24 protein-coding genes are annotated in these 25,564 nt (G+C 58.7%); 16 read left to right on the top strand and 8 right to left on the bottom strand.

The window, feature by feature from the left end; genetic code table 11:
* Positions 1-35 precede the first annotated feature (35 nt).
* The 4 genes from ACE3MN_RS12045 (at position 36) to ACE3MN_RS12030 (ending at position 4,132) form a co-directional block, all read left to right on the top strand.
* Positions 36-1,523: a carboxypeptidase M32 gene (locus tag ACE3MN_RS12045; protein ID WP_004135623.1), complete on the top strand. Its 1,488-nt coding sequence runs from the start codon at positions 36-38 to the stop codon at positions 1,521-1,523.
* Positions 1,524-1,699: 176 nt separating this feature from the next.
* Positions 1,700-2,125 (top strand): acid resistance repetitive basic protein Asr, encoded by a 426-nt coding sequence (asr, locus tag ACE3MN_RS12040; protein WP_004135622.1) that lies wholly within the window; start codon positions 1,700-1,702, stop codon positions 2,123-2,125.
* Between the two features lie 398 nt (positions 2,126-2,523).
* Positions 2,524-2,742, top strand: a complete 219-nt coding sequence (locus tag ACE3MN_RS12035) for a hypothetical protein (RefSeq protein ID WP_004135619.1) — start codon at positions 2,524-2,526, stop codon at positions 2,740-2,742.
* A gap of 577 nt (positions 2,743-3,319) precedes the next feature.
* Positions 3,320-4,132: a trypsin-like serine peptidase gene (locus ACE3MN_RS12030; RefSeq protein WP_004135618.1), complete on the top strand. Its 813-nt coding sequence runs from the start codon at positions 3,320-3,322 to the stop codon at positions 4,130-4,132.
* Between the two features lie 4 nt (positions 4,133-4,136).
* Here the strand turns inward: ACE3MN_RS12030 and ACE3MN_RS12025 are convergent, their stop codons facing one another.
* The 3 genes from ACE3MN_RS12025 to mdtJ form a co-directional block, all read right to left on the bottom strand.
* Positions 4,137-6,293 carry a bifunctional diguanylate cyclase/phosphodiesterase gene (locus ACE3MN_RS12025; protein ID WP_102649753.1) on the bottom strand — a complete coding sequence of 719 codons (2,157 nt, stop codon included), beginning with the start codon at positions 6,291-6,293 and terminating at the stop codon, positions 4,137-4,139.
* Between the two features lie 105 nt (positions 6,294-6,398).
* Positions 6,399-6,728: a multidrug/spermidine efflux SMR transporter subunit MdtI gene (gene mdtI / locus ACE3MN_RS12020; protein WP_004119685.1), complete on the bottom strand. Its 330-nt coding sequence runs from the start codon at positions 6,726-6,728 to the stop codon at positions 6,399-6,401.
* Positions 6,715-7,077 (bottom strand): multidrug/spermidine efflux SMR transporter subunit MdtJ, encoded by a 363-nt coding sequence (mdtJ, locus tag ACE3MN_RS12015; RefSeq protein WP_004135616.1) that lies wholly within the window; start codon positions 7,075-7,077, stop codon positions 6,715-6,717. Before mdtJ ends, mdtI begins: the two co-directional genes overlap by 14 nt.
* Before the next feature lie 525 nt (positions 7,078-7,602).
* Here mdtJ and ACE3MN_RS12010 point away from each other — a divergent pair.
* The 9 genes from ACE3MN_RS12010 (at position 7,603) to mdcH (ending at position 16,244) form a co-directional block, all read left to right on the top strand.
* Positions 7,603-8,637 carry an AI-2E family transporter gene (locus ACE3MN_RS12010; RefSeq protein WP_004135610.1) on the top strand — a complete coding sequence of 345 codons (1,035 nt, stop codon included), beginning with the start codon at positions 7,603-7,605 and terminating at the stop codon, positions 8,635-8,637.
* Between the two features lie 555 nt (positions 8,638-9,192).
* Positions 9,193-10,848 (top strand): malonate decarboxylase subunit alpha, encoded by a 1,656-nt coding sequence (gene mdcA / locus ACE3MN_RS12005; RefSeq protein WP_064342758.1) that lies wholly within the window; start codon positions 9,193-9,195, stop codon positions 10,846-10,848.
* Entirely contained in the window at positions 10,848-11,690 is an 843-nt protein-coding gene (locus ACE3MN_RS12000) for a triphosphoribosyl-dephospho-CoA synthase (protein ID WP_064342759.1), read from the top strand. Before mdcA ends, ACE3MN_RS12000 begins: the two co-directional genes overlap by 1 nt.
* 17 nt (positions 11,691-11,707) lie before the next feature.
* A complete protein-coding gene (mdcC, locus tag ACE3MN_RS11995; RefSeq protein ID WP_004135606.1) occupies positions 11,708-12,007 on the top strand; it encodes a malonate decarboxylase acyl carrier protein in 300 nt (99 codons plus the stop codon).
* Positions 12,000-12,833: a biotin-independent malonate decarboxylase subunit beta gene (locus ACE3MN_RS11990; RefSeq protein ID WP_102649678.1), complete on the top strand. Its 834-nt coding sequence runs from the start codon at positions 12,000-12,002 to the stop codon at positions 12,831-12,833. The genes mdcC and ACE3MN_RS11990 overlap by 8 nt, the downstream gene beginning before the upstream one ends.
* Entirely contained in the window at positions 12,833-13,633 is an 801-nt protein-coding gene (gene mdcE, locus ACE3MN_RS11985; protein ID WP_049086383.1) for a biotin-independent malonate decarboxylase subunit gamma, read from the top strand. Before ACE3MN_RS11990 ends, mdcE begins: the two co-directional genes overlap by 1 nt.
* A 129-nt stretch (positions 13,634-13,762) precedes the next feature.
* On the top strand, positions 13,763-14,722 hold the full coding sequence (locus ACE3MN_RS11980; RefSeq protein WP_024358025.1) for an AEC family transporter: 960 nt from the start codon (positions 13,763-13,765) through the stop codon (positions 14,720-14,722).
* Positions 14,723-14,724: 2 nt separating this feature from the next.
* The gene (locus ACE3MN_RS11975) at positions 14,725-15,345 is read left to right on the top strand and encodes a malonate decarboxylase holo-ACP synthase (protein ID WP_102649679.1); all 621 of its coding nucleotides are present in this window, start codon (positions 14,725-14,727) and stop codon (positions 15,343-15,345) included.
* On the top strand, positions 15,342-16,244 hold the full coding sequence (gene mdcH / locus ACE3MN_RS11970) for a malonate decarboxylase subunit epsilon (protein WP_064371788.1): 903 nt from the start codon (positions 15,342-15,344) through the stop codon (positions 16,242-16,244). Before ACE3MN_RS11975 ends, mdcH begins: the two co-directional genes overlap by 4 nt.
* Here the strand turns inward: mdcH and ACE3MN_RS11965 are convergent.
* The 4 genes from ACE3MN_RS11965 to ACE3MN_RS11950 form a co-directional block, all read right to left on the bottom strand.
* Entirely contained in the window at positions 16,234-17,160 is a 927-nt protein-coding gene (locus tag ACE3MN_RS11965) for a LysR substrate-binding domain-containing protein (protein ID WP_004135593.1), read from the bottom strand. The two genes, mdcH and ACE3MN_RS11965, sit on opposite strands and share 11 nt — an antisense overlap.
* 215 nt (positions 17,161-17,375) lie before the next feature.
* Positions 17,376-19,031, bottom strand: a complete 1,656-nt coding sequence (mqo, locus tag ACE3MN_RS11960; protein ID WP_004135591.1) for a malate dehydrogenase (quinone) — start codon at positions 19,029-19,031, stop codon at positions 17,376-17,378.
* A gap of 286 nt (positions 19,032-19,317) precedes the next feature.
* On the bottom strand, positions 19,318-20,223 hold the full coding sequence (locus ACE3MN_RS11955) for an N-acetylmuramic acid 6-phosphate etherase (RefSeq protein WP_064342764.1): 906 nt from the start codon (positions 20,221-20,223) through the stop codon (positions 19,318-19,320).
* Between the two features lie 222 nt (positions 20,224-20,445).
* Positions 20,446-21,186, bottom strand: coding sequence for an SDR family oxidoreductase (locus ACE3MN_RS11950; protein WP_102649680.1), 741 nt, complete (start codon positions 21,184-21,186; stop codon positions 20,446-20,448).
* A 107-nt stretch (positions 21,187-21,293) separates the two neighbouring features.
* On the opposite strand from ACE3MN_RS11950, the gene ACE3MN_RS11945 reads away from it, so the two are divergent.
* The 3 genes from ACE3MN_RS11945 (at position 21,294) to dcuR (ending at position 24,633) form a co-directional block, all read left to right on the top strand.
* On the top strand, positions 21,294-22,190 hold the full coding sequence (locus ACE3MN_RS11945; protein WP_102649681.1) for a LysR family transcriptional regulator: 897 nt from the start codon (positions 21,294-21,296) through the stop codon (positions 22,188-22,190).
* A 107-nt stretch (positions 22,191-22,297) separates the two neighbouring features.
* Positions 22,298-23,917, top strand: a complete 1,620-nt coding sequence (locus ACE3MN_RS11940) for a sensor histidine kinase (RefSeq protein ID WP_049086138.1) — start codon at positions 22,298-22,300, stop codon at positions 23,915-23,917.
* Positions 23,914-24,633, top strand: a complete 720-nt coding sequence (gene dcuR, locus ACE3MN_RS11935) for a two-component system response regulator DcuR (protein WP_004119659.1) — start codon at positions 23,914-23,916, stop codon at positions 24,631-24,633. The genes ACE3MN_RS11940 and dcuR overlap by 4 nt, the downstream gene beginning before the upstream one ends.
* Here dcuR and ACE3MN_RS11930 read toward each other — a convergent pair.
* A complete protein-coding gene (locus tag ACE3MN_RS11930; protein WP_024358018.1) occupies positions 24,614-25,564 on the bottom strand; it encodes an FAD:protein FMN transferase in 951 nt (316 codons plus the stop codon). The two genes, dcuR and ACE3MN_RS11930, sit on opposite strands and share 20 nt — an antisense overlap.

The following is a 25,564-nucleotide window of genomic DNA, read 5'->3' as shown; positions in this document are numbered from 1 at the left end:
CTCTTTTGTTCACTTGCCACCGTCAGAGTGTAAACATGACCGAAAACAAAAATTATCATCAGCTTACCCGCACCTTTCAGCGACTCTCCCGCTTCTCGCATCTCTCGGCCATCGCCGGCTGGGATATGTTCGCCATGATGCCGCCCGGCGGCAGCGCGGCCCGCGGCGCAGCGCTCGCCGAGCTCGGCGTTTTGCAGCATCAGATCCTCACCGACAAGAAAGTGGGTGAATGGCTACAGAACGCGCTTCAGGAAGAGCTAAATGATGTGGAACAGGCAAACCTGCGCGAAATGACTCGCCAGTACCAACAGGCGGCGCTGCTGCCGGAAAGCCTGGTGGAAGCGAAATCGCTGGCGGGTAGCCGCTGCGAGCACGCCTGGCGCAGCCAGCGTCCGGCGAACGACTGGCAGGGTTTTGCCGAGAACCTGCGTGAAGTCGTCAAACTGAGCCGCGAGGAGGCGCAGATTCGCGCGGCGGCGAAAGGCGGCTCCCGCTATGACGCTCTGCTGGATATTTTTGAACCGGATATGACCAGCGCCCGTCTGGACGTGCTGTTCGCGGACCTGAAATCCTGGCTTCCTTCGCTGCTGGAAAAAGCGGTTGAGAAGCAGGCACAGACGCCGCTCATCGAACCTCAGGGGCCGTTTCCGATTACCGACCAGCGCGAGCTGGGACTGGAAGCGATGCGCGTGCTGGGATTTGATTTTGACGGCGGACGCCTGGATATCAGCGCCCACCCGTTCTGCGGCGGCGTCCCCGAGGATGTGCGTATCACCACGCGCTACAACGAAAACGACCTGCTCAGCGCGCTGTTTGGCGTGATTCACGAAACCGGCCACGCGCGCTATGAACAAAATCTGCCGCGTAACTGGCTCGATCAGCCCATCGCCCTCGCCCGTTCTACGGCGATCCATGAGTCGCAAAGCCTGTTTTTCGAGATGCAGCTTGGCCGCAGCGACGCCTTTCTGCAGCGCCTGCTGCCAACGGTACGCCAGTACTTTGGCGAACAGCCGGCCTTTAGCCGCGAAAACTTCATCGCCTGGAATCAGCGCGTCAAGCCGGGCTTTATCCGCGTCGACGCGGATGAGGTGAGCTATCCGGCACACGTCATTCTGCGCTATGAAATTGAACGCGCGCTGATTGATGGCGACATCGAGGTCGATGATATTCCGGCACTGTGGGACGAAAAAATGCAGCACTGGCTGGGACTTTCCACCACCGGCAACTACCGCGACGGCTGTATGCAGGATATCCACTGGACCGACGGCGGTTTTGGCTATTTCCCTTCCTATACGCTTGGCGCGATGTACGCCGCTCAGCTGATGGCTTCCGCCAGACGGGCGCTACCGCAGCTGGAAAGCGATATCGCCAACGGTAACTTCAGCGCCCTGTTTGACTGGCTGCGGCAAAATATCTGGCAGCACGGTAGCCGTTTTACCACCTCGCAGCTGATTCAGCATGCTACCGGAGAAGACCTTAACAGCGCCTATTTCCGCCAGCACCTTACCTCGCGTTATCTGTAAATCACCGGCGTCGGGCCCCGCTCCCGACGCCGTGTTCCACCTTGGTCGCAGCACGTTGTACATACGGTTACACGCCGATACCAAACACTCACGGAAACCTCGATAAGACAAGCATATAGTTCTTTCAACGGCCCCGCAGTGGGGTTGAAACAAGAAACCTTTTCGAGGATATCAGAATGAAAAAAGTATTAGCTCTGGTCGTTGCCGCTGCTATGGGTCTGTCTTCTGTTGCTTTCGCTGCCGATGCTGCCACCACCACAACTCCGGCGCCGGCTGCTGCAACTCACAGCACCACCGCTAAAGCGACCCACCATAAGAAACACCATACCGCCGCTGCCAAACCGGCTGCTGAGCAGAAAGCGCAGGCGGCTAAAAAGCACAAAAAAGCCGCAGCTAAACCTGCTGTAACCCAGAAAGCCCAGGCCGCTAAAAAGCACAAAAAAGCGGAAGCTAAACCGGCTGCCGCCCAGAAAGCCCAGGCCGCTAAGAAACACAAAAAAGCCGCTGCTAAACCTGTAGCTCAGAAAGCGCAGGCAGCTAAAAAACACCACAAAACCACTAAACATCATACCGCTAAACCAGCTGCACAACCGGCTGCTTAATCTCCCGGGTTAAGTTGTGTGATACGATATCGGCGCTGTCTTCAGCGCCGTTTTTTTCTGGAGAGCACCATGCTGCGGCGCTATCGTTTTGAGCTCATCCTGATCTTGCTGATTATCTGCGCGCTGGTCGCCAGCCGTTTTTTCCTTTACTAAAGATGTAGCTGCCACACGTTATATCCCAACCCATAGATCGCCAGAAGTAGCAGAAAAAGCGCCGAGACCCTCGTCAAGCGTTTGGCGCAACGCGCCGTTAACCAACGACGAACCGCCAGAATGTAAAGCGAAAGCACGCTCAGATCGATCGGCACCCACACCGCCGTCAATACCCCCAGACTGCAGCCGAAACTGTTGGTGAGATGAATAAACTGCGGAAAAAAACGGCAAAAAAGAGAATATCTTTGGGATTGCCTAATCTGCCCGCGATCCGCGCGGGACTGCTGGCCTTGCCCTTCTCTACCACGATAGCCACCGGCGAAGGCTACTATTTTGTCTGGCCGAAAAATACGCTCAGCCCGCAGCCGATCGCCCTATTGCAGCGTTTTTTAAACCAGCATATTCCCGGTCCGCTCTCCGCTGACGTTATCCGCCAGGGCGCGGCCCCGGATTACAGTACGTGAACCGCCGTCACCAGCAGATAGCCCGTGGCGCCCCAAATCATTGCTGACACCAGCGAAACGTAAACTAATGCGCGAATACCTTGCTTAGACATAAATCCTCCCGTATATCGGGTGTTTGATATTGCAGATATCATCGCCGGGATAACATCTCTGTTTGCTCAACAAGGTGGTAGCAATAACAACGTTTACGGTGAGAAAATGTTTCGCTTTGAAAGTAATTGATAAACAGGTAAAGAAGTCCGTTTATCCTGCAAAGAAATCTCTTTTTTCCCGCAATATTGGCGCTGTTTAGTCATTAGGGACTTGAGAAAAAGCTGAAGCGGGAATCATTTTATCGCTACCCGCCGGTTGTACGTTCGGATACACGATTTCTGTTGCTTCCGTTGCCCTTTTCTGCGGAAATAACGCCGCAGGAAAATGGTGTTAACATATTGAATTCACACCATTCATCCGTAAGCGACTGGCGATTTTAGCTGATTCCGCCCGCCGTCTGGCTTAATTAAAATTATTCTTAACTTTCATAAACTTAAATCTGCTGCTACTTTCAATAGACATAATTATCTCCCCAGAGAGTGATATGCGTAGAGACGTCCTGTTATTACTGTGTTCCATTTCCCTGTTTCCAGCGCTGGTCCAGGCCGATGATGATGGCATGAGTGCAAAAGATATTAAGACGCTGTTTTTTGGTCATGACGACCGAAAACCGGTCAGCAACCCCACGGACGATCCCTGGGATGCGATTGGGCAACTGGAAACCGCCAGCGGTAATCTCTGTACCGCGACGCTGATCGCCCCCAACCTGGCGCTCACCGCCGGTCACTGCCTGCTGACGCCGCCCAAAGGCAAGCCGGATAAACCCGTCGCGCTGCGCTTTATCTCGCGCAAAGGTGGCTGGGTGTACGAAATTCACGGTATTGAAGGCCGCGTGGACCCTTCGCTGGGCAAACGGCTTAAGGCCGACGGCGATGGCTGGATAGTTCCCAGCGCCGCGGCGCCGTGGGATTTTGGCCTGATCGTGCTGCGCTACGCCCCTTCCGGTATTACGCCGGTGCCGATTTTTAGCGGCAGCAAAGCCGATCTGACCGCGGCGCTCAAGACCGCAGAACGAAAAGTGACTCAGTCAGGCTATCCGGAAGATCATCTGGATAATCTCTACACCCACGAAGATTGCGTGGTCACCGGCTGGGCGCAAACATCGGTGCTCTCCCATCAATGCGATACGCTACCCGGCGATAGCGGCTCGCCGCTGCTGCTGAAAACCGACGACGGCTGGCAGGTGATCGCGGTACAGAGTTCGGCGCCGGGGGCAAAAGATCGCTGGCGGGCGGACAACCGCGCCATCTCGGTGACCGGCTTTCGCGATAAGCTTGAGGCGCTGGCCGCCCAGTAAGCGGTCAGCCTTGCTGCTGGCGCAGCTGCAATAACGATGCGACGGGCATCGGCTCGCTGAAGAAGAAGCCCTGCAATTTGTCGCATCCCGCCCGTCGCAGCAGCGCCAGCTGTTGCTGATTTTCAACGCCTTCCGCCACAACCGTAATCCCCAACGCCCCGGCAATGCGCACGGTACCGCGCACCAGCTCCGCCGCCTGGGTATCCACATCCACCAGCCCGGCCAGTGATTTATCGATTTTGAGACTGTCGAAGCTAAAGCTGCGTAAATAGCCGATGCTGGAGTAGCCGGTGCCAAAATCATCGAGCGCCACCGCGATCCCCAGCGACCTTAAATTTTCAATCGCCGCCCGCGCACGCTCGGGATTCTCCAGAACGTAGCTCTCCGTAACCTCAAGCTGTAACCGACGGGCCGGGAAATGGCAGCGGCCCAGCACCTGCACCACCCGCGACTCAAACTCCGGGTCGCGGAACTGCGCCGGAGAGATATTCACCGACAGCAGCAAATCGTCTAAAGGCTGCAGCTCGCTACAGGCGCGTTGCAGAACAAACTGACCAAGCGCGTAGATCAAACCGCTACTTTCGGCAATACCGATAAACGTGTCCGGCGGCAGCGCCCCCTGCGGACGTCGCGGCCAGCGCAGCAGCGCTTCCACGCCCTCCATAACCAGCGTATCGGCGTTGACGATCGGCTGGTACCAGACATCAAACTCTTCGTTCTCCAGCCCCTGGCGGATGCCGTTTTCGATATTCAGCTGATACTGCCGCGCGTCGCTGAGCGCTTCGTCATACCAGGTGGTGCGCCCTTTACCGGTTTTTTTCGAGTGGTACATGGCAATATCGGCGCGGCGAAAAAGCTCGGTGCTGGAACAGCTTGCCGGGACGCCGCTGGCGATGCCGATGCTGGCGCTGATATAAATTTTTCGTTCGTTGAGGATAACGGGGGCTTTTAACAGTTCCAGCACCGCCCAGGCAAAGGCCAACGCCTGATTTATCGCCTGTTCGCCGCTTACGGTCATCGCAAACTCGTCGCCGCCCATTCGCGCCAGCATCCCTTCGGGAGGCACGCGCTGCCGAAGCTCTTTAGCAATATGAATAATCAACGCATCGCCTACATCGTGGCCGTAGTTGTCGTTAACATCCTTAAAGCCGTCGAGATCGATAAACACCACGCTTTGCGTCTGGTACTGCGCGTTTTCGCATACCTGATTAAGACGTTCGATCAGCGCCCGCCGGTTTGGCAAGCGGCTCAGCCAGTCGGTCATGGCAATATTGCGCGCCAGCTTTTCGCCGCGCGCCAGCTTGTAAAGCCCGAGGCAGCTGAAGAGAATAAACAGCAGGATCAGCCCCGCTGCCACGACGGCGATCAGCCGAATATTGTTTGATGCCGCCCGCGCGGCTTCAGCGCCGGGAAGTCCCGGCTGCCAGCTCAGATAGCCAACGATTTCCCCGGACTGGGTGCGGAGCGGGATACTGTATTCGCCGCCGCCTGGCGTGACGTGGAGGTTGCGGATCTGAAACGTATCGCCCAGCCGCTCAAGCATTTGCGGGTTAATATGACGGGTGATCACCAGATAGCGACGCGTATCATCATAAACCTGCAGCCGTCCTGTCGTCGGGCGAATCAGGCCAATGGCAATAAAGGCGATACCGGCGCGGGTTCGGGTGATGCCGGCATAAGCGCTTTTGCCGCTGCGCAGGGCGGCGGCATGCTGCGAGATGAGCGAATGAAAACCGTTGCCGAGAAATTGGGTATCCTGTTCGGTAAAGCTCTCACTGCGAAACGATCCCCACAGCACGCGATAGTGCTGGTCGAGCACGAAAGTGCCGTCATAAAGGTTATTGATCTTAAAGCCGGAACCCCAGGAGTTATAGAGCCATTGCGGATCGAGCCGGTCGGTATAGGTCTGATGCACCGCATCGTCCCAGATAGCGTTATCCATTACCAGCGACAGCACGCGATTCACCGAGGTTTGCACCGCGCCATCCACCGATAACACGGAACGATGCTTATCAATTTCGTTTGCTTTCAGGCCGATCAGGTGCTGGCTGAGGTAGAGGAGCGAAATAATGGACACGATTAAGCCAATCCCGGCGAGGACAATCATGATGGAAAGCGTTCTGGCGGAGGGAATATTGCGCCAGCCTGGCAAATGGATCATGTTCTGCCCTCATGTCGGCCGGTAGCGAAATACGCCGAACTGGCTCTTTTTTAAGAGTAATACAGAGAGCAGAATTTGCCGCCCGCATCCACAGGCGGCATCATATCAGGCGAGTTTAATTAACACCATGCCGACCACCAGCAGGAGCAGGCCGGCCCAGCCTTTATGATTCAGACGCTGGCCAAACAGCACCCAGCCGGCGGCAATGGTCGCCGCGATGCCGAAACCGCCCCACAGCGCATAGGCCACCGACAGGTCAATCCCTTTGACCGCCTGCGAAAGCGCGCTGAAGGCGCCAAGAACCGCCGCCAGCGACATAAGGCCATAGAACTTACGTCGAAAACCGTCGGAAAACTTAAGAAAAACGTTGGCCATAATTTCCAGCGCGATAGCCAGCGCCAGCCAGGCGGCATGGACCCACTCAAACTGTTGCATGAGTTTTCTCCTTGCCCGGTTTCACCGTTTTCTGCGTTCCCGATTTAATCAATACAATCCCGGCGACCAGGGTGACCAGACCGGCAATTTTTATCGTCGACAGCGTTTCATCAAACAGCAGAACGCTGAAAATCGTGATCAGTAAAATGCCGATCCCTTCCCATAGGGCATAGGCCACGCCGAGGGCGATTTTTTTCACGGCGAAAGCCAGGAAAATATAGGAAAGCGCAATCATCACCAGCATTAAAATAAAACCAGTGTGGCCGCCGCTTACGCTTGCCCATTTCATCGACAAAGTGCCGGTAATTTCAGCAACGATTGCTAAAGCTAATAAAATCCAATAAAACATGATCCCTTCTCCTGCTTGAGAATATAATCCATTACGGCTTACAGCGAAGTAAACCGGAAAAATTCTGACGTTATTTTAGCCGTGCGCAGCGCGCCAGCTCAGGCAGAGAGAAGAAGACTAAAGCGCCGAGCGCCAGTGCTGCTCGCCGAGGAAGCGGGAGTTGGAGTGGGAGACTGCAGGGTGAAGCGAAATATACATCCTGAACTGATTGTCCATAAAATTACAATTATCCGCGGTATTGCTTCTCATCATTTGCGGATGAAAATTGTCCTCTGTAGTTATACACACGCAGATTTGTACCATAACACCACATTTAACTCAAAGACTTTGCAGTTCTTTACCTCTGCTATTTGATTTGGATTAGTTTTTTCCGATAGCAAACGCCATTATGATATCGTTCCAGTCATTATTTATTAATGGGTCGGTTTTTTTCATTTTAACTGAGGCGACGCGTTGAGACGCCGACTTTGCCAACGTCTACAATGACTCCTATTAGACCCCATTTTTTCTCGCGCAGGGAGCGGTATGGCCAAACCCATCATCACGCTTAACGGCTTAAAAATAGTCATCATGCTCGGCATGCTGGTTATCATCCTTACAGGCATCCGCTTCGCGGCGGATATTATCGTGCCTTTTGTGCTGGCGATCTTTCTGGCGGTGGTGATTAACCCGCTGGTTCAGCTGATGGTGCGCTGCCGGGTGCCGCGGGTACTGGCGATTTCGCTCCTGGTCGGGGTGATTGTCCTGCTGGCCGTGGTGCTGCTGGCCTCGCTCGGCACCTCGCTTAACGAGCTTGCGCGCACCCTGCCGCAGTATCGCAACTATCTCTATGAACCGATGCAGACCGTCGCGCCGTGGCTGCAGCGCTTCGGCTTTACCGTGTCGGTGGTGGAGCTGAATAAATATATAGACCCCAACGCGGTGATGACCCTGGTAACCGGGCTGCTTACCCAGCTTTCCAACGCGATGTCCTCTATCTTCCTGCTGCTGCTGACGGTGGTGTTTATGCTACTGGAAGTACCGCAGCTTCCCGCGAAGCTGCAGCAGCTGATGTCGCGGCCGGTGGAGGGAATGGGCGCGATTCAGCGCGCGCTGGATAGCGTCTCTCACTATCTGGTGCTCAAAACCGCCATCAGCCTGGTGACCGGGCTGGTGGTCTGGGGAATGCTGGTGCTGCTGGACGTCCGCTTTGCCTTTATGTGGGGACTGCTGGCTTTTGCGCTCAACTACATTCCCAATATCGGTTCGGTTCTCGCGGCCATCCCGCCGATTTTGCAGGTGCTGGTATTTGGCGGTCTGTATGAGGCGCTGGTGGTGCTGGCGGGCTATCTGGCGATCAACCTGGTGTTCGGCAATATCCTTGAACCGCGCATTATGGGCCGCGGGCTGGGGCTATCGACGCTGGTGGTCTTCCTGTCATTAATTTTCTGGGGCTGGCTGCTGGGGCCGGTGGGGATGCTGCTCTCGGTACCGCTGACGATTATTGTCAAAATCGCCCTCGAACAGACGGTGGCCGGGCAAAGCATCGCCTTCCTGCTGAGTGATTTAAGTAAAAACTAACGAGATTGCTCGCAGTTCCCCCGGAGGCGATGCTGGCGCATCTGTCCGGGCTACCGGCCCGCAGACGACCTTTAACCTGTACCCGGGCAGGCGCTTTGCGCCGCCCCCGGGAGCAGAGCGCGGAGCGGCTGAACTTCCCGGAGGCGATGCTGACGCATCTGTCCGGGCTACCGGCCCGCAGATGACCCTTAACCTGTAGCCCGGGCAGGCGCTTTGCGCCGCCCCCGGAAGCAGAGCGCGGAGCGGCTGAACTTCCCGGAGGCGATGCTGGCGCATCTGTCCCGGCTACCGGCCCGCAGACGACCTTTAACCTGTAGCCCGGCTAAACGCAGTGCGAGCCGGGAAGCCGCGTCAATGCCTCAACCCGGTACGTCCCCCACTCGTAGACCAATCATTCGCAATCATTATTGATCGTCATCACATCTCTGCCCCGCCAATCATTACTCTTACGCTAACGATTCGCCATCGGCCTTAATTGATGCCCGCCACCTCGGGACGCACACTTACTCCCACACCAGGGCAATCAAAACGATTTGTCGAATCAGGAGGTTAATAATGAATGCCGAACAAACGACGGGGCGAGTCTGGAACCGTCGCCGTACGGAAAAACAGCGGCGACTGGCCGAGGCGAAAATCTCGGGCAAAGTGATCCCCACTGACCAGCTGGTTGCCGTACTGGAACATCTGCTGGCCCCCGGCGACCGGGTGGTACTGGAAGGCAACAACCAGAAACAGGCAGATTTCCTCTCGCGGATGCTGGCGGAGGTTAACCCGCAAAAAATTCACGACCTGCATATGATTATGCCGAGCGTCGGGCGCAGCGAGCACCTGGACCTTTTCGAAAAAGGCATCGCCCGCAAGCTCGATTTTTCCTTCTCCGGCACCCAAAGTCTGCGCATTTCGCAGCTGCTGGAAGATGGCCTGCTGGAAATCGGCGCGATTCACACCTATATCGAGCTTTACTCTCGTCTGTACGTCGACCTGTCGCCGAACGTCGCGCTGATCGCCGGTTATAAAGCCGACCGCAAGGGTAACCTCTACACCGGGCCGAGCACCGAAGACACTCCGGCGCTGGTGGAAGCCGCCGCGTTCCACGACGGCATCGTCATTGCGCAGGTCAACGAACTGGTTGATGACGAGTGCGATCTGCCACGCGTGGATATCCCCGGTTCGTGGATTGACTATATCGTTGTCGCCGATAAACCGTTTTTTATCGAGCCGCTGTTTACTCGCGACCCGCGCCTGATTAAGCAGGAACATATCCTGATGGCGATGATGGCGATTAAAGGCATCTACGCCGAGCATCAGGTGCAATCCCTCAACCACGGGATCGGCTTTAACACCGCCGCCATCGAACTGCTGCTACCGACCTACGGCGAACAGCTCGGCCTGAAGGGCAAAATCTGTAAACACTGGACGCTAAACCCGCATCCGACCCTTATTCCGGCCATTGAAAGCGGTTGGGTCGAGAGCGTGCACTGCTTCGGCGGCGAACTGGGGATGGAAGAGTACATTCGCGCGCGCCCGGATATCTTCTTTACCGGCGCCGACGGCTCCATGCGTTCCAACCGCGCGTTCTGCCAGCTGGCGGGGCAGTATGCGGTGGATATGTTTATCGGCTCAACCCTCCAGGTGGATGGCTATGCCAACTCCTCTACCGTCACCCGTGGTCGTCTTTCCGGCTTCGGCGGCGCGCCGAATATGGGCCACGACCCGCACGGTCGCCGCCACGCCACCCCGGCATGGCTCAACATGATTACCGAACCGGACCCGATGCAGCGCGGTAAAAAGCTGGTCGTGCAAATGGTGGAAACCTTCCAGGCGGGCGTGAAACCGACCTTCGTGGAAAAACTCGACGCCGTAGAGGTGGCCAAAACCTCCGGCATGCCGCTGGCGCCGGTAATGATTTACGGCGATGACGTCACCCACGTGCTGACCGAAGAAGGTATCGCTTACCTCTACCGCGCGGAAAGTCTCGAAGAGCGCCGGGCAATGGTCGCAGCGGTAGCGGGGATCACCGACATCGGCCTCGGCGTGGATGCCAAACGCGTGGCCGAACTGCGCCAAAGCGGCAAAATCGTCTATCCGGAAGATATCGGTATCCGCCGCAGCGACGCCACCCGCTCCCTGCTCGCCGCCGGCAGCGTAGCCGACCTGGTTGAGTGGTCCGACGGGCTTTACAACCCACCGGCAAAATTCCGGAGCTGGTAATGAAAAAACTCTCTCCCCAAATTGCCGAAACCCGCGCCCGCTGGCTGGCCCAGACCGCCAGCGCCTGCCTGGTTGCCGAAGCGCGACTCAGCCCCAAACCGGGTCTGGTCGACAGTCGCGGCAACGGCGCGCATCAGGACCTGAACCTGGCGCTGATGGAGCGCTCCGCCCGTAGCCTGCAGCCAACGTTTCATGCGCTGGCACAGCAAAGCTGGCGGCGGCCAGCGGACATCGCCCTGCGCGAAACCGTCGGCCGTCTGGGCCGCGAAGGCGAAGCGCAGATGATGCAGGCGACCTCGGGGGTCAATACCCACCGCGGCGCTATCTGGGCGCTGGGCCTGCTGGTGAGCGCGACGGCGATGCTGGGGGGAGAAAGTCATGCACAGAAGATTACGGAAACCGCCGCCGCCCTCGCCCGTCTGCCGGACGCCGGCGCGCCGAAGACCTTTAGTAAAGGCCTGCGCGCCAGCCGCCGCTGGCAGGTTCCGGGCGCGCGGGAAGAAGCGCAGCGCGCTTTTCCGCATATCACCACCCTGGCGCTGCCGCAGCTTTTGCGCAGCCGGGCCGCGGGGGCCAGCGAGGAGCAGGCCCGTCTTGACGCGCTGATGGCGATTATGACCTCGCTTAGCGATACCTGCGTGCTCTCCCGCGCCGGAATGGCGGGCCTTATCGCAATGCAACAAGGCGCTGGCGAGGTGCTGGTGGCAGGAGGATGCGCGACCGCTCAGGGTCGGGCCGCGCTGGCGCGCCTTGATGCGCAGATGCTGGCGCAGAACGCCTCGCCGGGTGGCGCGGCGGACCTGCTTGCCGCCACCCTGTTTCTCGACCGGGTTTCCGCTTAACGCATTCAGAGGATGTTATGGAACAGATTAAATTGTCATTCCCTGCCAACCGCGCCCTCAGCGGCAAAGCGCTGGCAGGCGTAGTAGGCTCCGGCGATATGGAAGTGCTCTATACCGCCGGGCAGAGCAATACGCTCAATGTGGAGATCACCACCTCCGTGGACAACAGCCAGGCGCGCTGGAGCGCGCTGTTCGAACGGCTGAGCCTGATTAACGGTCTGCCCGGCGGAGATCTGGTGATCCACGACTTTGGCGCCACCCCCGGCGTCGCGCGGATCCGCATTGAACAGGTATTTGAGGAGGTGGCTCATGCGTAACGATCGCAGCTTTATTGAACTCCGCGCCCGCGAACGCGCCCGTTTCCTGCTGGATGACGGCAGCTATCGCGAACTGCTGGACCCGTTCGAAGGCATCATGTCGCCGTGGCTGGGCGCGCAGGGCATCGTCCCGCAGTCTGACGACGGCATGGTGGTTGCGAAAGGCACCATTAACGGCCAGCCGGCGGTGGTTATCGCCATCGAAGGCACCTTCCAGGGCGGCAGCATGGGCGAAGTCTCCGGCGCGAAAATGGCCGCCGCCCTTGAGCTGGCGGCGGAAGATAACCGCAACGGTATTCCTACCCAGGCGGTGCTGTGCCTGGAAACCGGCGGCGTGCGCCTGCAGGAGGCCAACCTGGGGCTTGCCGCCATCGCCGATATTCATGCCGCGATTGTCGACCTGCGCCGTTATACCCCGGTGGTCGGCATTGTCGCCGGTACCGTTGGCTGCTTCGGCGGGATGTCCATCGCCGCGGCGCTGTGCAGTTACCTGATTGTCACCCGCGAAGCGCGATTGGGGCTCAACGGACCGCAGGTTATCGAACAGGAGGCGGGGATTGAAGAGTACGACTCCCGCGACCGTCCGTTTATCTGGAGCATGACCGGCGGCGAAATTCGCTACGCCAGCGGCCTGGTGGATGCCCTGGTCGGCGACGGCGTTAACGCGGTGAAAAGCGCGATGAACGAAGCCATTGCTAAAGGCGTTCCCGCGCAGCATCGCAGCGACAAAAATGAGGATTTCCTGACCCGTTTGACCCACTTCGATACCCGCCAGCAGGCGGACACCGCGCAGATCAAACGGCTATTCGCCCGGGAGGAGAAATAATGAGCCAGTTCACTCATCGCGCCGCGCTATGGCTAAACCAGCTGGCGCCGAACGCCCCACTAATGACCGGTCTGTGCCCCTCGGTGCAGGTTGCCGACGCCGATTTTAACGGTGAAACCGCGCGCTTTATCGCCGTGGTGCCGGATGCTAACAACCATTACCCGCGCGCCGCCAACGGCGAAGTCGGCCTGCTTGAAGGCTGGACGCTGGCGAAAGTGGTCAACGAAACCATCGACGCCGATGCGGATAAAACGGTAAAGCGCCCGATTATTGCGGTCATTGATGTACCCAGCCAGGCCTACGGCCGTCGTGAAGAAGCCTTTGGTATTCATCAGGCGCTGGCCGGCGCGGCGGGCGCGTATGCGAAGGCGCGTCTTGCCGGGCATCCGGTGATTGGCCTGATTGTCGGCAAAGCGATGTCCGGGGCGTTTCTGGCCCACGGCTACCAGGCCAATCGCCTGATCGCCTTTAACGACGCCGGCGTACTGGTGCACGCCATGGGCAAAGAATCCGCCGCGCGTATCACGCTACGTAGCGTTGAGGCGCTGGAGAAACTGGCGGCCACCATTCCGCCGATGGCCTATGACGTCAGCAACTACGCGACGCTCGGCCTGCTCTCCGCCCTGCTGGATATCAGCAATCCTGACGCGCCGGACGCCCGCGATCTGACGCTGGTCACCGACACCCTGCGCGACGCCATCGCTGACGCCCGCCGGGATGCCTCGCTGAAGTGCCGCCTTGGCGCGGCGAACCGCCGTAGTTCCCAACAGGTGCGCGATCGCATGCGCGCCAGCTGGTAGTCAGTCCCTAAGTAGAAGAAAACCTGCCGGAAGCGGCCGCCTGAGGCACCGATAGCGTGCCTCAGGAAGAGACCGCTTTTAGAAATTATAACAATCGCGCCAGTACTCTATTTTATTAACAGGTGATTTATGACTTATGTGATTATTCATGCCCTCGCGCCGATTTTTGTCATCATGTTGCTGGGCTTCTGGGCCGGTAAGGCCAAAATGGTCGACAACAAAAACGTCTCGTTACTCAACATTTTCGTAATGGATTTCGCCCTGCCCGCGACGCTGTTTAGCGCCACGGTGCAAACGCCGTGGAGCGGTATTGTCGCGCAATCGCCGCTGGTGCTGGTGCTCACCGGAGCGATGTGGATTACCTATGCGGCCATCTACTTCCTCGCCACCCGCGTCTTCAAGCGCTCGCCGCAGGATGCCGCCGTGCTAACCCTGACCGTCGCGCTGCCGAACTACGCCGCCCTTGGCCTGCCGATTCTGGGCAGCGTGCTCGGCGAAGGCGCGTCAACCTCCCTCTCCGTGGCCGTTTCCATCGCCTGCGGCTCGGTACTGATGACGCCGTTCTGCCTGCTGATTCTGGAGCGTGAAAAAGCGCTCGCCGCCGGAGAGAACAGCGGTTCGACGCTGGCGATGCTGCCGGTACTGATGTGGCGTTCGGTGAAAAAACCGATTGTCTGGGGTCCGCTGCTGGGGGTTGTGCTCTCGGCGATCGGTATCAAAATGCCGGATCTGCTGCTGGCCGCTATCAAGCCGCTGGGCCTGGCGGCGACCGCCGCGGCGCTGTTCCTCACCGGGGTAATCCTGTCAGCGCGCAAGCTGCAGCTCAATACGCTGATTGCCACCTCTACCGTGGTTAAACTGCTGGTGCAGCCGTTTATCGCCTGGGGTCTGGTGATGCTGCTGGGGCTGCACGGTTCAATCGCCATTACCGCGATTCTGATGATTGCCCTCGCGGCCGGTTTCTTCGGCGTGGTCTTCGGCAACCGCTTTGGCGTGCAGTCGCCGGATGCGGAAGCGGTGCTGCTGTTAAGCTCGGTTCTGTGTATCCTGTCGCTGCCGCTGTTTATCACTTTAACGTCAGGGATCTAACGATGTCATTAACGCCGCGTCCTCACGATTTAATCTGGTTGAATAATGCCGCCGCGCTGGAGGCGATTGAGGAGCCCTGGGTCGCACAGCACTGGCGTATTAGCCTGCCGGTGGTGGTACGACGCGACGTTGACGCCGACGCCCGCGTTCCGGTGGGCGTACGGGGTATGAAACGCGAGCAGCGGGCCGCAGGCTGGGTACTGAGGGAAAATATCGTCCGTACCGTCAGCCCGGAAGCCCTCGCCGACCGCCAGCTGCTCCTGCGCTCGCCGTTTGTCTCTCAGCCGCCGGTTCAGGCGGCGATATCACTGACCTTACATCCCTGGCCGTGGCGCTGGGGCATTACCGGCGGTACCGGCTACGCGCTGACCACCGAAATTCCCGTGCTGCACGCCGCCAGCGATCTCGATCTGCTGATCCGCGCGCCGCTGCCGCTTCCCCGCGAGGCGCTGCTCGCCTGGCAGTCCCGCGTCGCGCAGCTGCCGTGCCGGGCGGATACCCAGGTCGAAACGCCCGTCGGGGCGTTTGCGCTAAATGAGTGGCTGCGCGATGGCCGCGTCCTGCTGAAAACGTCCCGCGGCGCGCGCCTGACCGCGTCGCCGTGGAACAGGGAGGAAGCATGAAAATTCTCTTTACCTTTCCCGGTCAGGGAAACCAGCGGCCGGATATGCTGGCCGACCTTCCCGACCGCCAGAATATTCTCGCCGAAGCGCGGACCGTGCTCGGCGAAGAAGTAGACCATTTAGATAGCGCCGCCGCGTTAAAACACACGCGCGCGGTGCAGCTGTGCCTGCTGATCGCAGGCGTCGCCTGGGCGCGAGAACTGCGGCGTCACGGAGTGAATCCGGACATGGTCAGCGGCCTGTCGATTGGGGCTTTCCCGGCGGCGGTGATTGCCGATGCGCTGGCGTTTAGCGACGCCCTGCGGCTGGTGGCGCTACGCGGCGATTTAATGGAGCAGGCTTATCCCCACGGCTACGGGCTCACCGCCATTATGGGCCTGACGCTCGACCGCGTGGAACAGCTGATTGCCGACAGCGACCTCTATATCGCCAACCTTAACGCTGAAACGCAGATTGTGATTGCCGGACGCGACGACGAGATGGCGCGCGTGGCCCAGCTGGCGCTGGCGGCTGGGGCCAGTAAAGCTCAGCGGCTGGCGGTTAGCGTCCCTTCCCACTGCGCGCTGCTGAATGAACCGGCGGCTAAGCTGGCAAAAGCCTTCTCTGACGTCACGCTGCAACGACCGCGCTGCGCGTATCTGAGCGGCTCCACGGCGCGCGTGTTATGGGACCCGTTGCGAATAGCCGACGATCTGGCGCTGAATATGGCGCGAACCGTGCGCTGGCAGGAGGCCACGATCGCCGCCGATGAACGGGACGCGCGGCTGGCGATCGAGATGCCCCCCGGCGGCGTGCTGACCTGCCTCACCCGCCAGGCGGGCTGGCAGGGAGAGTGCATTTCGCTGGAGCGCAGCGGTATCGACGTCGCCCGTCACCTTGCGAACCGGCTTAACGGCTGAGGCTGCGGGCGTACATCCGCCCTTCAGCCGCCAGCGCCAGCAGGTCGGCGTCGCGCTCGCGATGGTGCGAGTAGACAATGGAGATCAGCTGGCGCATCTGATACGGCTCCGCCAGCTTCAGCAGCTGAACATCGTTTTCATAGACCTTTTTCATGCGGCCCGGCAGCAGGGCAAAGCCTACCCCCGCCTGCACCAGGCTAATCATCGAAAAGATATCATTCACTCGGGTGACGATTTCAGGCTCAAATCCGGCCACCTGAAAAGCGTCCTGAAATCCGGCATAGGTGGCGAAACCTTCCGCCAGCGAAACGAACTTACGCCTGGCGTAATCGCGTAGCTCGGCGGGGGCGGTGGTATCGAGCTGCTCCGTCGCCGGAGCGGCGAGGAAGATATCATCCTCAAACAGCGGGACCACATCAAACGCCGAATTATTGAATTCACCTTCATTGGTGGCGATCAGGATCGCATCGAGCGCGTCATCTTCGAGCATATCCAGCAGCATCTGATTGGAGCCCATGGTGAGATCGAGCTCCAGTTCCGGACGACGCAGCTTCATGCCCATAATAATGCGCGGCACGGTTTCAAGGGTCAGCGAGTACAGCGTACCGATCCGCAGCCGCCCCTGCCCGACGCCGGCTACTTTGCGCGTCGCCTCCAGCCCGCGGGTCATCAGGCTCATCACATCCTGGCAGTACTCCAGCAGCGTCCACGCCGCCGGCAGCGGCAGCAGATTGCGCCCTTTATGAATAAACAGCGGACAGCCGACGCCCTCTTCCAGGGTATGCAGCGCCCGGTGAACGCTGACGCCGCTCAGCTGCATAGCTTCAGCGGTTCTGGCGATATTGCCCTTAGCCATAAACATCATAAATACCGACAGCTTGCGGAAGGTGATGTCCTGATTAATGTCGTCTTTCATTGCCCTGCGCTCCGCATTTCGGTCTTCACCTGCATTTTCTTTCGTAATTTCAAGACAGTATAACCGCAATTAACGAATGAAGGATTAGCCGGAAGGGGGATAACAGCGCGAGGAGAGGGATAATGACAATGTATCGTTTTCGCCGGGACGGCGAAGGGAGGCCCGTGGGCCCGGTGAGGCATCAGCCGCCACCGGGCAATGTCAACGGCGCGGGCTTACAGCGCCATATCGTGCTGCGGCGACGTTTCCGCCTTCGGCTCTGCCGGTTTGGCGGTCATCACCGGCGCGGTGGCGTTCATCTCAATTACCGGCGGTTTGGTCAGCTGCAGCGCAGCCGCGGTGTCATCCCAAACCTGCTGGGTCAGCGCGACGTTGCCGTTCAGCTTCTGACCGTAGCTCGGTACGATATCGTGAATACGGCGCTGCCATTCCGCCGAATTAAACTGCTCAGGGAACATCTGCTTAATCACGTTCAGGGTAATCGGCGCGGCGGTAGAAGCCCCCGGCGAAGCGCCCAGCAGCGCGGAGATGGTTTTCTGCTCGTCGACCACCACTTCGGTGCCCAGCTTCAGCACGCCGCCCTTCTCTGCGTCTTTTTTGATGATCTGTACGCGCTGACCGGCCTGAATCAGCTTCCAGTCCTCTTTACGCGCGCTTGGGTAATACTCTTTCAGCGCCGCAAAACGATCGTCGTCGCTCAGCATCACCTGGCTGATGAGGTATTTCACCAGATCGAAGTTGTCCAGACCCACGTGGGTCATCGGCAGCACGTTATCGGTGGTGGTGGTGCTCAGCAGGTCAAGGAACGAACCGTTTTTCAGGAATTTGGTCGAGAAGGTGGCGAATGGCCCAAACAGCACCACGCGCTTGCCGTCGAGGAAACGGGCATCAAGGTGCGGAACCGACATCGGCGGCGCGCCCACCGAGGCCTGACCGTAAACTTTTTGCTGGTGCGCTTTGGTCACCGCCGGGTTTTCGGTCATCAGGAAGGAACCGCCTACCGGGAAGCCGGCGTAATTATCCGCTTCCGGAATACCGGTTTTTTGCAGTAATTTCAGCGCGCCGCCGCCGGCGCCGATAAATACGTATTTCGCATCGATCGCCTGCTCCTCGCCGCTATTCACGTTTTTAATCGTGACGTGCCAGGAATTATCGGCGTTGCGTTTAAAATCGGTGACTTCTGAAGAAGTTTGCAGCGTGAAGTTGTTATTTTTCTTCAGGCTACCGATCAGCTGGCGGGTTATTTCCCCATAGTTAACGTCGGTACCCACCGGGGTCCAGGTCGCCGCAACGCGCTGCTGCGGATCGCGCCCTTCCATCACCAGCGGCGCCCACTCTTTTATTTGCGCGTGGTCGGTAGAGAATTTCATCCCCTGGAATAACGTAGTCTGCTGCAGCGCAGCGTAGCGTTTTTGCAGATAATCGACGTTATCTCCCCAGACGAAACTCATGTGCGGGGTGGAGTTAATAAAGGAGTGCGGATCGTGCAAAATGCCGCGTTTGACCTGCGCCGTCCAGAACTGGCGGGAGATCATAAACTGTTCGTTAATATCCAGCGCTTTGCTGACGTCGATGGTGCCGTCCGGGCGTTCCGGCGTATAGTTCAGCTCCATATTCGCCGAGTGTCCGGTACCGGCGTTGTTCCAGCCGTTAGAGGACTCCAGCGCGACGCCATCCAGCTTCTCAACCATAACCTGCTTCCAGTCCGGCTGGAGTTCATGCAGCCAGGTCCCCAGCGACGCGCTCATAATGCCGCCGCCAATCAGCAGGAAATCGGTTTTTTTCGAGGTATCGTCATTTGCGAAAGTCGCCGTACTGACGAACATCGCTAATGCGGTCATAGATATAATCGTATTTTTAATTGCAGGCATAATAGAAATATCACATAGCACAAGTGTAATAAGAGAGGACATATTAACGCACTTTTACTTTATTTTAAAATATCATTTACACTTTCGCACACATAGCTAATTACCATTAACCTGGTTTTTTAACTTAAAAAAGTAAAAAAAACGCCGACATGGAGAATAGGGAAAGCAATAGCGATTTACCCGCGCAGGAATAAAAAAAATAAAAGGATAAAAGGTGGGGAATAACGCCAGCGCTATAGGCGAATTAAATTATCACCCGGCGCGAATACGCGCCGGGTGCGTTCATTCAGACTACCGTCTGCGCCGCGCGCAGCGCAATCCGCAGATGGTCGTTATGCTCTGCCAGCCGCTCGCGCGCCTGCCAGGCATCCAGCCCGCTGAGTAACATGAATATCGCCGTCCGGCAGTGCTGATTGCAGCTGGCCAGCGCGGCTTTGGCCTCGCTGCGCGAGCACGCCGTCGCCGCCATCACGATAGCTATCTGCCGCTCGGCCTCGTGCGGGGTACTGGCCTGCAGATCGACCCGCAGATTTTGATATACCCGTCCCGCGCGAATCGCCAGCCCGGTGGTCAGCATGTTAAGGATCTGCCGCTGCGCGATTTGCGCTTTCGGATTACCAAAGCCCGCCACCGCCTCCGGCCCGGTTTGCGGGGCGATGATGATATCCGCCAGCTGCGCGGCTTCGCTCGCGGCCTGCTGCGTCACAACCGCAATCGGCGCGCCCAGCGACCAGGCGTGGCGCATCGCGCCCCAGACCCATGGCGTTTTACCGCTGACCGTCAGCGCCAGCAGCATATCCTGGTTGCTGAACTGCAGCGCCTGAAGTTCAAAAGCCCCAAGGTTGTAGTTATTCGCCGCGGCGTCCCGCTCCTGGCGGGCGGCGGTCGGCCCGCCGGCAATCAGCCCGACCAGCGAATGTTTTCCCTCCGGGGTAAATTCACTCACCGCCTGCACGGCGGCATGGCCCGATGCCCCGGCCCCCACAATCACCAGCCGCCCTCCCCGGCTGAGCGTCGCCGTCGCGTTATCAATCAGGCGCGCGATCGCCGGCAAACAGGCCTCAATGGCATCGGCAATCCGCTTATCATCCTTGTGCAGCAGCGTCAGCATATCGAGGGTGGCAAGACTATCAATATGGGTGGTTTCAGGGTGGCGTCGTTCCATCATTGAAGCGGTTGGCTTACTGCTCATAAAAACCTCCATTTAAACGCGAAAGAACCTTCTGGGACGAAAGCGCAGGCCTGAGGCAAACCCTTTCATTGACCATGGCTATCAATGGCAGTGTAAAGCTTAAGCGACGCGCTTTACCGCCACCGGAGTCACAGTTTTCGCCCCCCTGAAGCCATTCAGCTGCCGATTGGTCGTTATCCAACCACAGGCGCGACGAGGTTAAGCTAAGACGTCAAGGATGAATTAGCGCAGGGTCAGCCCGCCGTCAACGGCGTACTGGCCTCCGCTGACGAATGACGCCGCGTCGGAAAGCAGAAACAGCGCCACTTCAGCCGCTTCAGCCGCCGTCCCCTGACGGTGAAGCGCCAGGCGACTGACCACCGAGGCTTCAAACTCGCGGCGCACCTCATCGCGCATAAAATGACGAAAATCGGTATCAATCGGACCGGGAACCAGGGCGTTGACGCGGATATTTTTTTCCCCTAACGCCGATGCCCAGCAGCGGGTTAATGAAATCAGCGCCCCTTTTGTCGCCGAATAGAGGCTCGCCGCCGCGGCCCCCTCATAAGCGGAAGTGGATGCCGTCACCACCACCGAGGCCCCCGGATTAAGCTTCCCGGCGAGCGCCGCCATCTGAAGAACCGGCCCGCGCACGTTGGTCGCCATCATGTGATCAAAGGCCGCGGCATCAATCTGCGATAGCTCCCCAACGGCGGCATATCCAGCATTGAGCCACAGACCATCAAGCCCGCCGGAGGCATGAATTTCCTCGGCCAGCGCCGCGCCGGTCAGGGGATCGCTGGCATCGTTGTCGATGACCCTGGCCCGATCCGAGAGCTGTCGGCGTAGCAGCGCCAGCCGCCGGGGATCGCGCCCGGTAGCAATCACCCAACCGCCTTCGCGATCGATACGCTGTGCTCCGGCAAGCCCGATCCCGCTGGTCGCGCCGGTGATAAGAACTCTTTTTGCGCTAAATCTCGCCATCGTCGTTTCCCCTGTCCGTTAAATGATATTCATCAGGATGGTAACCAGCGGGGGACTATTTGATAATATGCCTATTATCAACAAGACTGTTTGGGGTAATCGCCATAATGCGGGGAAGTGATTTTGCGGAATTAAAAGCCTTCGCGATGGTCGTTGAGCAAGGCAGCTTTACCCGGGCGGCGGCGCACCTCGGCGTTACGACCTCCACCTTAAGCGCAACCATCCGCCGACTTGAGGAGCGCATCGGCGTACGTTTATTACACCGAACCACGCGCAGCGTCGCGCCGAGCGAGGCCGGTAAACGCATGATGCAGCGGCTGGCCCCTGCGCTGGCGGCGCTGGAAGACGCGGTGACCGATGCCCTGACGGCCAGCGCGCCTGCGGGCCGCCTGCGCCTCAATGTTTCGCGCATCGCCGCGATTCATTATCTGGCGCCGGTACTGGGCGGCTTTATGCAGCGCTACCCCAAAATTGAGCTGGATATCGTCACTGATGACGCTTTGGTCGATATCGTTTCGGCAGGTTTCGATGCCGGAATTCGTCTCGGTGAAAAGCTCCATCAGGATATGGTTGCCGTCAGGCTGAGCGGTGACCTCGAAATGAAAGTCGTCGCCTCGCCGCGCTACCTGGCGCAGGCGCCGCAGCTTCATAAACCGCAGGATTTGCTGCAGCATCCCTGCCTGACCTATCGAAGGCCAAGCGACGCCAGCGTGTATCGCTGGGAGTTTCAGCGCGACGGCGAAAGCTGCGAGATTGCGGTCAAAGGCCCCATCGTGGTCGATGAGCCGGCCATGCTGACGCCATTGGCGCTCGCAGGCGCAGGCGTTGCGTATCAGTTTGCCCATCAGGTTGATCCCTGGCTGGCGACGGGCCAGCTGGTTCAGCGATTAAAAGAGTGGACCCCGGCTTTCCCCGGTTTTTACGTTTACTACCCCAGCCGTAGGCAAATGGCATCGCCGCTGCGGGCGTTTATCGACTATCTGCTGGCCGTCGGCGGCAGATAGCGACCGCCTGCTTGGCGATCAGGCTGATTTTGCCTTTATTACACGGCTTTATGAAAGGTGCTGGTTCAGCGATAATACCTGTCTAAACGTTTTGTCCTGGGGTGGGTATGAATGAATTCGCGCAGCCGGCATCGCCCGCGCGTAAACGCGCAATGAGTATGAAGCTGAGCACCGCCGTGACCTTAATGATCGGCAGCGTCATCGGTTCAGTACTGATTCTGGTCTATGCCCTGTGGTTTATGCAGATTAGCGGCGCAACCCGCGACGGCGTCAAAGATACGGCGCTGGCGGTGGCGCGGACGCTGGCCGACGCCCCGGAAGTCAAGCGCGGCCTGACGCTGCCGCCGGAGAGCGGCATTATCCAGCCGCTGGCGCTGGCCGTCGCCAGACGCAATGGCCTGCTGTTTGCCGTCGTCACCAATATGGACGGTATTCGCTACTCGCATCCCAATAGCCAGATTATCGGCAAACCCTTTATCGGCGAGGACATCCGGCCCACGCTGGCGGGCAAGGAGAACGTCGCCGTCAACCACGGCGTGCTGGCTCCGGCGCTGCGGGTCTTCACCCCGGTGTTTGACGACAGCCGCCGGCAAATCGGCGTGGTGGCGATTGGCATTTCGCTGAGCAAAGTGGATACACAGATCGCCGCCAGCCGCTGGGACGTGATCCTGACCGTGCTGTTCAGCGCGGTTGTGTGCGCCGTCGGCACCTGGAGCCTGGTCCGCGGCCTGAAGCGTGTTCTGCTGGGCCTCGAGCCGCAGGAGATCTCAACGCAGTTCCAGCAGCGCCAGGCGATGCTGCACTCTTTAAAAGAGGGCGTGGTGGCGGTGGACGCCGACGGCCAGGTGACGCTGATTAACCCCGCCGCGCGCGATATCCTGTTCAGCGGCCCCGATAGCGACATCGCGCAAACGCCGCTGCTGGCGGATTTGCAGGAGGTTCTGCAAACCGGCGAGCCGATTTACGATCGCGAGCTGGGGTGCAACGGTCTGCTGCTGATCAGCAACACGGTTCCCGTTCGCGACGAGGATGACGTGGTCGGCGCGATCAGCACCTTTCGTGACAAAACCGAAGTTAGCCAGCTGCTGCAGCGGCTCGACGGGATGGTGAACTATGTCGATGCCCTGCGCACCACGTCGCATGAATTTATGAATAAGCTGCACGTGATTCTCGGCCTGTTGAATATGAAAAGCTACGACAAGCTGGAGGAGTACGTGCTGCAGACCGCCCACACCTATCAGGCGGATATCGGCGAAATCCAGCACCGGATTAAATCACCGGTGGTGGCCGGCTTTTTGATCGGCAAAATTCAGCGCGCTAAGGAGCGGGGTTTTACCCTCACTCTCGCCGAAGAGAGTCTGGTGCCCGACTGCCCGAATGAAAAACAGATCACCGTGCTGGTCACGGTGCTGGGCAATTTAATCGAGAACGCGCTGGATGCCATGAGCGGCCAGGCCGAAGGCGAGGTCAGCCTGCTGCTGCACTATCAGAACGGCTGGCTAAGCGGCGAAGTCAGCGATGATGGTCCCGGTATCCCGGAAGCCTTTATCGATGATATTTTTAATAAGGGCTTCTCGACTAAAGGCGAAAACCGCGGCGTCGGGCTGTTTCTCGCCAGCCAGCAGCTTCGCGAACTCGGCGGGTCGCTGGCCGTAGAATCCGAACCCGGCGTGTTTACCCAATTTTTCGTTCATCTCCCGTGGGACAGTAAAAGGAAAAGTGCGTGATAAATGTATTAATTGTTGACGATGATGCCATGGTTGCCGAACTGAACCGCCTGTACGTGGGGCGAGTCAGCGGCTTCCGCTGCAGCGGCACGGCGTCGACGCTGAGTAAAGCCAGGGAGATGGTTAACGACAAGGATCTGGAGATCGATCTGGTGCTGCTGGATGTCTACATGCAGCAGGATAGCGGTCTCGATCTGCTGCCCGCCATTCGCGCTTCCGGGCGGGCTATCGACGTGATAATGATTACCTCTGCCGCCGACGCCGCGACGGTTCAGGCTTCCATGCGCTACGGCGTGGTGGACTATCTGATCAAACCCTTCCAGTTTCCGCGTTTTGAAGAGGCGCTGACCGCCTGGCGCGAAAAACGCAAGCTGATGACCGGTCAACCCTATTATGAACAAGCGGACGTCGACCGGCTGCTCCACGGCGGCGTGCCGGAAGCCGCCGATTCGCGCAAGTTACCAAAAGGCCTGACGCCGCAGACGCTGCGTACCCTCTGTCAGTGGATTGATGCCCATCCGGATGTGGAGTTCTCCACCGACGAGCTGGCGGCAGCGGTAAATATATCCCGGGTATCATGCCGTAAATACCTGATTTGGCTGGCGCAAATTAACATTCTTTATACCAGCATTCACTATGGCGCCACCGGACGCCCGGTGTATCGCTACCACCTGATAGCCGAGCAGTACGGCCTGCTTAAGCAGTACAGCCAGTAAGCCGGTAGCCGTCATCCAGCAGTTGAAAGCGGAAACGGCGCTGTGAAGAGAGGATAACGTCGCGGTTTTTGGTGACGAAAATCGCTTCGATATCCTCGCGCTGGCGCAGCGCCGCGCATCCCTTCTCTACGCCGAGGCCGTAGATCAGGGTGGTCCAGATATCGCCGTCCAGCGAGTCGGCGGAAATAATCGTTACGCTTTCCAGCTCGTTATCCAGCGGGTAGCCGCTGCGCGGGTCGAGAATATGGTGCCAGCGTTTGCCGTCCTGCTCGAAGTAGCGTTCGTAAATGCCCGAGGTCACCACCGATTGCCCCGCCACCGCAATGCTGCCAATCAGCGCATCCGCCGCCGAGTACGGTTTTTTCAACCCGATAGACCATTCGCCCAGCGTGTGGACGTTGCCGCCGAGATTAATCAGCGCGGCGCTCACGCCCTGTTGCCGCAAATAATCGCGCACCCGGTCAGCGATATAGCCTTTCGCGATGGCCCCCAGGTCAATCTCCATTCCCGCGCGGGCAAGATAGACGCTGCCGGCGGCGTCATCGAGGATCACATCCTGCGGACGCGTTAACGTCAGGCGAGCGGCAATGTCCTGTGCGGCGGGCACGCTCTGCCCCTGGAAGCCGATGCGCCACAGCTTCACCAGCGGACCGATCGCCAGGTTAAAGGCGCTGTCCCGTACCATGCTAGCGGCTTTGGCGCATTTAATCAGCGCATACACCGGGCGGCTCACCGTCACCGGATGCCGCCCGGCGGCATGGTTGATATCCATCACCTGGGACTGCGCGCGGTTAACGGTGAAAAGATCTTCATAGCCTTTAATCAGCTGAAAGACGCGGGAGGCGAGCGGTTCATCGTGAACGTAGAGCTTGAGGAGAATGGGCGACCCCATCAGTACGGCGGAGTAGCTGTAGACGCGGTTGTCGGACAT

The sequence above is a fragment of the Klebsiella grimontii genome (genome assembly GCF_042137965.1).
Taxonomy (GTDB): domain Bacteria; phylum Pseudomonadota; class Gammaproteobacteria; order Enterobacterales; family Enterobacteriaceae; genus Klebsiella; species Klebsiella grimontii.
Note: the sequence above shows the minus strand (reverse complement) of the source record. Positions and strands in the feature narration are given on the sequence as shown.

Excerpts from the sequence above, each read along its gene's own strand:
- ACE3MN_RS12045 (WP_004135623.1), top strand. The coding sequence starts at position 36 with ATGACCGAAAACAAAAATTATCATCAGCTTACCCGCACCTTTCAGCGA.
- asr (WP_004135622.1), top strand. The coding sequence starts at position 1,700 with ATGAAAAAAGTATTAGCTCTGGTCGTTGCCGCTGCTATGGGTCTGTCT.
- ACE3MN_RS12030 (WP_004135618.1), top strand. The coding sequence starts at position 3,320 with ATGCGTAGAGACGTCCTGTTATTACTGTGTTCCATTTCCCTGTTTCCA.
- ACE3MN_RS12025 (WP_102649753.1), bottom strand. The coding sequence starts at position 6,293 with ATGATCCATTTGCCAGGCTGGCGCAATATTCCCTCCGCCAGAACGCTT.
- mdtI (WP_004119685.1), bottom strand. The coding sequence starts at position 6,728 with ATGCAACAGTTTGAGTGGGTCCATGCCGCCTGGCTGGCGCTGGCTATC.
- mdtJ (WP_004135616.1), bottom strand. The coding sequence starts at position 7,077 with ATGTTTTATTGGATTTTATTAGCTTTAGCAATCGTTGCTGAAATTACC.
- ACE3MN_RS12010 (WP_004135610.1), top strand. The coding sequence starts at position 7,603 with ATGGCCAAACCCATCATCACGCTTAACGGCTTAAAAATAGTCATCATG.
- mdcA (WP_064342758.1), top strand. The coding sequence starts at position 9,193 with ATGAATGCCGAACAAACGACGGGGCGAGTCTGGAACCGTCGCCGTACG.
- ACE3MN_RS12000 (WP_064342759.1), top strand. The coding sequence starts at position 10,848 with ATGAAAAAACTCTCTCCCCAAATTGCCGAAACCCGCGCCCGCTGGCTG.
- mdcC (WP_004135606.1), top strand. The coding sequence starts at position 11,708 with ATGGAACAGATTAAATTGTCATTCCCTGCCAACCGCGCCCTCAGCGGC.
- ACE3MN_RS11990 (WP_102649678.1), top strand. The coding sequence starts at position 12,000 with ATGCGTAACGATCGCAGCTTTATTGAACTCCGCGCCCGCGAACGCGCC.
- mdcE (WP_049086383.1), top strand. The coding sequence starts at position 12,833 with ATGAGCCAGTTCACTCATCGCGCCGCGCTATGGCTAAACCAGCTGGCG.
- ACE3MN_RS11980 (WP_024358025.1), top strand. The coding sequence starts at position 13,763 with ATGACTTATGTGATTATTCATGCCCTCGCGCCGATTTTTGTCATCATG.
- ACE3MN_RS11975 (WP_102649679.1), top strand. The coding sequence starts at position 14,725 with ATGTCATTAACGCCGCGTCCTCACGATTTAATCTGGTTGAATAATGCC.
- mdcH (WP_064371788.1), top strand. The coding sequence starts at position 15,342 with ATGAAAATTCTCTTTACCTTTCCCGGTCAGGGAAACCAGCGGCCGGAT.
- ACE3MN_RS11965 (WP_004135593.1), bottom strand. The coding sequence starts at position 17,160 with ATGAAAGACGACATTAATCAGGACATCACCTTCCGCAAGCTGTCGGTA.
- mqo (WP_004135591.1), bottom strand. The coding sequence starts at position 19,031 with ATGCCTGCAATTAAAAATACGATTATATCTATGACCGCATTAGCGATG.
- ACE3MN_RS11955 (WP_064342764.1), bottom strand. The coding sequence starts at position 20,223 with ATGAGCAGTAAGCCAACCGCTTCAATGATGGAACGACGCCACCCTGAA.
- ACE3MN_RS11950 (WP_102649680.1), bottom strand. The coding sequence starts at position 21,186 with ATGGCGAGATTTAGCGCAAAAAGAGTTCTTATCACCGGCGCGACCAGC.
- ACE3MN_RS11945 (WP_102649681.1), top strand. The coding sequence starts at position 21,294 with ATGCGGGGAAGTGATTTTGCGGAATTAAAAGCCTTCGCGATGGTCGTT.
- ACE3MN_RS11940 (WP_049086138.1), top strand. The coding sequence starts at position 22,298 with ATGAATGAATTCGCGCAGCCGGCATCGCCCGCGCGTAAACGCGCAATG.
- ACE3MN_RS11930 (WP_024358018.1), bottom strand. The coding sequence starts at position 25,564 with ATGTCCGACAACCGCGTCTACAGCTACTCCGCCGTACTGATGGGGTCG.